We start from the raw sequence: 6,173 nt of genomic DNA, 5'->3' as shown, positions 1-6,173 counted from the left end.
GAATCGAACCCACGACCCCTTGGTTCGTAGCCAAGTACTCTATCCAGCTGAGCTACAGCCGCCAAGACAACGATTGTATATCAATTTCCGGCCTCTCCGCAAAAATTGCAACCATCGCAAACTCCCGGCCCCGTGGCGCACCGCGCTGGCCTATATTGGCCGGTCGCGGATGCAGGCCCTGCCCTGCACCTGCGCGGGAGACAAACACAGCGAGCGGCCCGCCGCAGCGGCGGGAACGACAAGACATGACAGACAAGCGCGCGGCCACGCAGCCGCAACCGCCCGAGGGCGCCATGTGGGGGCAGCTGTTTCGCCGCAGCGCCCGCCCCTCCCTGAGCCTGCAGGGCCAGATCCGCGAGATGCTGGTCGATGCCATCCTCTCGGGCATCCTCGCACCCGGCGAATCCATTCCCTCCAGCCGCGAGCTGGCGCGCCACCTGGGCGTGGCACGCATCACCGTCGTGCTGGCCTACCAACAACTGGCCGAGGAAGCCTTTTTGCTGAGCCGCCAGCGCAAGGGCCACTTCATCCATCCCGACGTACTCAAGGGGCGCACGCCAGGCGGCGCTGCGGCCAGCAGCACCCCTGGCGAAGGCCGCCGCACCGACTGGTCGCGGCGCCTGTGGCTGCTGCCCAGCCAGCAGCGCAGCATCGTCAAGGAAGAGGACTGGCAGCGCTACCCCTATCCCTTCCTGTACGGCCAGTTCGACAAGGAGCTGTTTCCCACGGCCGCCTGGCGCGAATGCTGCCTCAAGGCGCTGGGGGTGCTGGACATACGCCAGTGGGCGCCCGACCAGATCGCGCGCGACGACGAGATGCTGATCCAGCAGGTGCAGACCAAGATCCTGCCCAGGCGCGGCGTCTGGGCCTCGGCCGACGAGCTGATCATTACCGTGGGTGCGCAGCACGCCCTCTACATGGTGGCCGACCTGCTGATGCGCGAGGGCACGGCCGTGGGCATCGAGGAGCCCGGCTATCCCGATGCGCGCAACATCTTCAGCAGCCGCACCTCCCAGGTCATCCCGCTGCCGGTGGACGGCCAGGGCCTGCCGGTCACGCCGCTGCTGCGCCAGCTGGACTACCTCTACGTGACGCCCAGCCACCAGTGCCCCACGGGCGTGACCATGCCGCTGGCCCGGCGCGAGGCGCTGCTGGAGATGGCCGAGGCGCACGACATCATCCTCATCGAGGACGACTACGAGAGCGAGAGCAGCTTCGACGGCCAGCCCATTCCGGCGCTCAAGAGCCTGGACCGCAGCAACCGCGTGATCTACGTGGGCAGCCTGTCCAAGAGCCTGGCGCCGGGCCTGCGCGTGGGCTACATCGTGGCGGCGCCCGAGCTGATCCGCGAGCTGCGCGCACTGCGCCGGCTCATGATCCGCCACCCTGCCACCTTCGTGCAGCGCACGCTGGCCATGTTCATCTCCCTGGGCCACTACGAGGCCCAGCAGCGGCGCCTGGCCCAGGCGCAGAAGGAGCGGCACGCAGCCCTCACGGCCGCCATGGCCGAGCATGCGCCCGGCTGCCGCATCACGCCCGTGCGCGGCGGCGGCTCGTGCTGGGTGCAACTGCCCGACCACATTCCTGTCGATGCCCTGGCGCAGCGTGCCGCCGCGCACGGCGTGCTCATCGAGCCCGGCGATGTGTTCTTCGCCCGCCCGGGCACGCCCGGCAGCTACATGCGCATGGGCTACCAATCCATACCCGCCAACGACATCGGCCAGGGCGTGAAGGCCCTGGCCGATGCGATCCGTGAGGAGCAGCCCGAGAAGTAACGCCAGGAATGGCCGGGACCGGCCCTGCCGGCCCCGTCGCCCCTGGGTCAATACTTCTGCGGCTCGGGCCGCGAAGCCTCGGACAGCGATGTCACCACGGGCGCCACGCCGCGCTGCAGGAACTGCCGCACGGCGTAGGCCAGCAGCAAAATGCACAGGCTGGCCACGCCCAGCGCCAGCGGCGTGCGCTGCTCGGGGATGAAGGCCATGGCGATGACGATGGACAGCATGCCGAAGATGGCGAACCAGGTCAGGTACGGATAGCACCACATGCGCACCTTGAGCTGGTGGGGCGCCTCGCGCTCCAGCCGGGCGCGCAGGCGCAGCTGCGAGATGGCGATCAGGATGTAGACGAAGATCGCCACCGTACCGTAGGAATTGACCAGGAAGGCAAACACCTTGTCGGGCGACACATAGGACATCACCACGGCGCCGTAGCCGAACAGCGTGGCCACCAGGATGGCCCGCGTGGGCACGCCGTTGCGGCTGACCTTGGCCAGCGCCTTGGGCGCATCGCCGCGCCGCGTCAGCGCGAACAGCATGCGCGAGGATGCATACAGCCCCGAGTTCAGCGCCGACAGCACGGCCGTCAGCACGATGGCATTCATGATCTGCGCGGCGGCCGGCACGCCCATGGTGTTGAGCGCGCTGACATACGGCGTGGCAATGCCGCCCGCATTCCAGGGCACCAGGCAGGCCACCAGGAAGATGGAGCCCACATAGAACACCAGCACGCGCGTGATCACCGAGTTGGTCGCCTTGGCCACGGCCTTCTGCGGCTCGGCCGTCTCGGCGGCGGCAATGGTCACGATCTCGGCGCCGAAGTAAAAGCCCGTGGCCGCCACCGCCCCGGTCAGCACGGGCACGATGCCGTTGGGCATGAAGCCGCCGTTGCCGGTGAGGTTGCCGAAGTGCATGCCCTGCGAGGCGGGCGTCAGGCCCAGCACGTAGACGCCGGCCACGAACAGGAAGACCACGATGGCCGCCACTTTGATGGAGGCGAACCAGAACTCGAACTCGCCAAAGGACTTGACCGACACCAGGTTGGTCAGCGTCAGCATCACCAGCAGCACCAGGCTGATGCTCCAGTTGGGCACATCGGGCAGCCAGTAGCGCACCAGGTCGGCGCCGGCCACGGCCTCCAGCGCCACGACGATGACCCAGAAGTACCAGTACATCCAGCCCGTCAGAAAGCCTGCCAGCCGGCCCACGCCGGGACGGTCGCGCCAGGCCTCGCGCGCAAACTCGTAGAACGAGCCTCCCCCGGGCATGGAGCAGGCCAGCTCGCCCAGCATGCGCATGACCAGCACCACGAGCAGGCCCGTGATGAGGAAGGAAAGAATCGCGGCCGGCCCGGCCGACTTGATGACGACGCCGCTGCCCACGAACAGCCCGGCGCCGATGACGCCACCGAGGGCGATCATGGTCATGTGGCGTTCCTTGAGCCCGTGCGAAAGCCCCGGTGAAGAGGCGTGCTGATTTCCGATCATGTCTTGTCTCCTGTTTTATTCAGGCGCCACGGCTGATGCTCTGTTGTGGTGGCTGCGCAGGTGCGCGCCTTGCCGTGGCGTATCCGGTGTTCCCGGTGGCACGGGGCCGCATGGCCCCGCGCCGTCAGGCGGCCGCCACCGGCGGGCGGTCCTTGCGGAAGGCGTTCTTCACGGCGATCTTTCCGTCCTTGAAGGTGAAGACATCCACCATGCGCGCTTCCACGCGCAGGCCGTCGGCCTTGGTGCCCTTGAAGGTGCTCTCGGACACGCCACGGTCGCCCTGCACGAAGTGGTCTCCATCGAGCCAGGCCGCATCGGGAAAGGCCTGCCAGGCCATCTGGAAGCCCTCGCGCACGGCCTGGCGGCCGATGAAGCTGCGGCCCATGAGATCGGGCCCGGCCACGGCGTGGAACTCGCATTCATCGGCCATGAAGCCCATCAGGGCCTCGATGTCGTGGCGGTTCCAGGCCTCGGCAAAGCGGGCCAGGAACTGTGCGTCGGGAGGGTTGGTGTCTGCGCTCATGCTGTCTCCTTGTCTGTGGTGGGTCCCACGGCGCCGGGCCCGGGCAGGGCCGCCGCGCCGCGTCATCGAAATGTCGATGGGCCATGGTAGGTAGCAGGCACACGGACCCGTTAGAACCAGATGCCATCAATCGTTAGGTCCAGGCGCGCGCACCGGCCGCCACTGGCTCTATCGAAAGCTGGGCTGTGGCGCTAACTGGCTCCATGGCCTGCTGGCTATGCTGATTCCATCGTCGGTGCACCGCCTTGCAGAGCTCGCCGGCACTGGCCCCATTCCACCGAATCCATAGCAAAAAGCGGCAGATCCCAAGCCGCCGCACCAGGAGACATCCGCCATGAAAGCCGAGGACATCCGCCCCAGCCACCTGCGTCCCTACGACCCTCAGTACGACCCGCTGGTGGCCGCCAACCCGGGCCACGGCACGGGCTATGCGCCCACCTACTGGGTCGGCACGGCGGGACGACCGCCAGACGATGACGGCCCGGTCACCGGCGACATGGACGTGGACGTGGCCATCGTCGGCTCGGGCTTCACGGGCCTGGCCACGGCCCTGTTTCTGGCGCGCGAACACGGCATACGCGCCGTGGTGCTGGACGCCAACCAGACCGCCTGGGGTTGCACCAGCCGCAACGGCGGCCAGGGGCAGAACGCCAGCGGGCGCCTGTACCGCTCGCAATGGATCGCACGCTGGGGCAAGGACGTGGCGCTCAAGCTCGACGCCGAGATCCGCGAGGGCTTCCAGACCTTCAAGGACCTGGTGGCCGAATTCCCCGAGTGCGAGCCCCAGCCCGGCGGCCACCTCTACATCGCCCACCGCGAAAAAAAACTCGACTTCCTGCGCAACGAGACCCAGATCATGCGCGAGGTCTTCGGCTACGACGCCCGCATGCTCAGCCCCGAGGAGCTGCGCCGCGCCTATGTGAACGACGCCGACAGCCACGGCGCCATGCACGAGCCCGACGGCATCGGCGTGCACCCGCTCAAGCTGGCCTTCGGCTACCTGCGCAAGGCGCGGGAGCTGGGCGTCAAGGTGCACCCGGCCAGCCCGGTGCTGGGCGTCGAGACGCGCAACGGCGTGCACCACCTGCGCACGCCCGGCGGCACCGTGCGGGCGCGCGCCGTGGGCTTTGCCACGGGCGGCTACACCAGCAACGCCCTGCATGGCAGCCTGCGCTCCAAGATCATGCCCATCCTCTCGAACTCGCTGGTCACGCGGCCGCTGACCGAGCAGGAGCTGAAGGCCACGGGCTTCAAGACCACCCAGGTCATCACCGACACGCGCACGCTGCGCTTTTACTACCGCCGCCTGCCCGACAACCGCGTGCAGATCGGCAGCCGCAGCGCCGTCACGGGTGCCGATGCGCCCAACCCCATCCACATGGCCAAGCTGGTGGACGGCCTGCACCGCAAGTTCCCGGCGCTCAAGGGCATCACCATCGACTACTCCTGGTGGGGCTGGGTCGATGTGAGCCACGACATGATGCCGCGCGTCTTCCAGCCCGACCCGGGCCAGAGCATCTTCTACGCCGTGGGCTATGGCGGCAACGGCGTCTCCTTCTCGGCCCACGCGGGCCGTCGCATGGCCGAGCGCATCGCGGGCCGCCAGAGCAAGACCTTCGAGCTGCCCATCTACAACTCGGAGCTGGAGTATCCGAACGTCTTCAACATGGTGCGCTCGCCCGCGTTTGCGCCGTTTCGCCGGCTGGGGCAGCGGTTCCTGTACCACTGGTACTACATGCGCGACGAAAAGCTCTGAACCCCAACCGATTGCTGCTTGGGCCGGCCTGCTGCAGGGGGCCGGCCCTTTTTTTTCAGCAGCGCCGGGGGCAGCCACCTGCTACCGGTTCCGCATCCAGTCGGCCGTGTTCATGAAGCTGGCCTTGAGGCGCACGCGCAACTCCTCGGGCACGCCGGTCTCGCCCATGGCCTGGTCCATGCAGGCCACCCACTGGTCGCGTTCCAGGATGCCGATGGAAAACGGCATGTGGCGCATGCGCAGGCGCGGGTGGCCGAAGCGATCCTGGTAATGGTCAGGGCCGCCCAGCCAGCCGCACAGGAACCAGAACAGCTTCTGGCGCGCGTCGGCCAGCGTGCTGCCATGGGCGGCACGCAGTTCGGCATAGCCGGGCTCCAGGTCCATCAGATCGTAGAAACGGTCCACCAGGGCCTGCACCCTGGGCTCGCCGCCGATCCATTCATAGGGGGTCTGGGGCGCGTTGTTCTGGGATTCCTCTGACATGGCGAAAAGCGGCTGGCGGCTGAGTGAAACCCGCGATTGTCAGGCATGTGCCATGTCCGTGCTTGCGTGCGTGCCGGCCCGCAAGAAGGCATACACGCCCAGCGCCGTCAGCACGGTGATGCCGGCCAGCACATCGAGCAAGGTGG

At 67.8% G+C, this 6,173-nt stretch carries 5 protein-coding genes; 2 read left to right on the top strand and 3 right to left on the bottom strand.

What is annotated here, in order from left to right; all coding sequences use genetic code 11:
* Positions 1 to 245: 245 nt before the first annotated feature.
* Positions 246 to 1,775 (top strand): MocR-like pyridoxine biosynthesis transcription factor PdxR, encoded by a 1,530-nt coding sequence (gene pdxR / locus L995_RS20550; protein WP_047473354.1) that lies wholly within the window; start codon positions 246 to 248, stop codon positions 1,773 to 1,775.
* Positions 1,776 to 1,822: 47 nt separating this feature from the next.
* Here pdxR and L995_RS20545 read toward each other — a convergent pair whose 3' ends face one another.
* Both L995_RS20545 and L995_RS20540 read right to left on the bottom strand, forming a co-directional pair.
* On the bottom strand, positions 1,823 to 3,265 hold the full coding sequence (locus L995_RS20545; protein WP_047473352.1) for an amino acid permease: 1,443 nt from the start codon (positions 3,263 to 3,265) through the stop codon (positions 1,823 to 1,825).
* Positions 3,266 to 3,389: 124 nt separating this feature from the next.
* Positions 3,390 to 3,788: a nuclear transport factor 2 family protein gene (locus L995_RS20540; protein WP_016454801.1), complete on the bottom strand. Its 399-nt coding sequence runs from the start codon at positions 3,786 to 3,788 to the stop codon at positions 3,390 to 3,392.
* A gap of 334 nt (positions 3,789 to 4,122) precedes the next feature.
* On the opposite strand from L995_RS20540, the gene L995_RS20535 reads away from it, so the two are divergent.
* Positions 4,123 to 5,544 (top strand): NAD(P)/FAD-dependent oxidoreductase, encoded by a 1,422-nt coding sequence (locus L995_RS20535; protein WP_047473349.1) that lies wholly within the window; start codon positions 4,123 to 4,125, stop codon positions 5,542 to 5,544.
* An 81-nt stretch (positions 5,545 to 5,625) separates the two neighbouring features.
* Here L995_RS20535 and L995_RS20530 read toward each other — a convergent pair whose 3' ends face one another.
* A complete protein-coding gene (locus L995_RS20530) occupies positions 5,626 to 6,027 on the bottom strand; it encodes a group II truncated hemoglobin (protein ID WP_047325961.1) in 402 nt (133 codons plus the stop codon).
* Between the last annotated feature and the right edge of the window lie 146 nt (positions 6,028 to 6,173).

Origin of the sequence: Delftia sp. ZNC0008 (assembly GCF_000799035.1) — a bacterium.
In the GTDB taxonomy this organism is placed as follows: domain Bacteria; phylum Pseudomonadota; class Gammaproteobacteria; order Burkholderiales; family Burkholderiaceae_C; genus Comamonas; species Comamonas tsuruhatensis.
Note: the sequence above shows the minus strand (reverse complement) of the source record. Positions and strands in the feature narration are given on the sequence as shown.

Bases quoted from the DNA above. Each gene is read 5' to 3' on its own strand.
- L995_RS20535 (WP_047473349.1), top strand. From the start codon at position 4,123: ATGAAAGCCGAGGACATCCGCCCCAGCCACCTGCGTCCCTACGACCCT.
- L995_RS20540 (WP_016454801.1), bottom strand. From the start codon at position 3,788: ATGAGCGCAGACACCAACCCTCCCGACGCACAGTTCCTGGCCCGCTTT.
- pdxR (WP_047473354.1), top strand. From the start codon at position 246: ATGACAGACAAGCGCGCGGCCACGCAGCCGCAACCGCCCGAGGGCGCC.
- L995_RS20530 (WP_047325961.1), bottom strand. From the start codon at position 6,027: ATGTCAGAGGAATCCCAGAACAACGCGCCCCAGACCCCCTATGAATGG.
- L995_RS20545 (WP_047473352.1), bottom strand. From the start codon at position 3,265: ATGATCGGAAATCAGCACGCCTCTTCACCGGGGCTTTCGCACGGGCTC.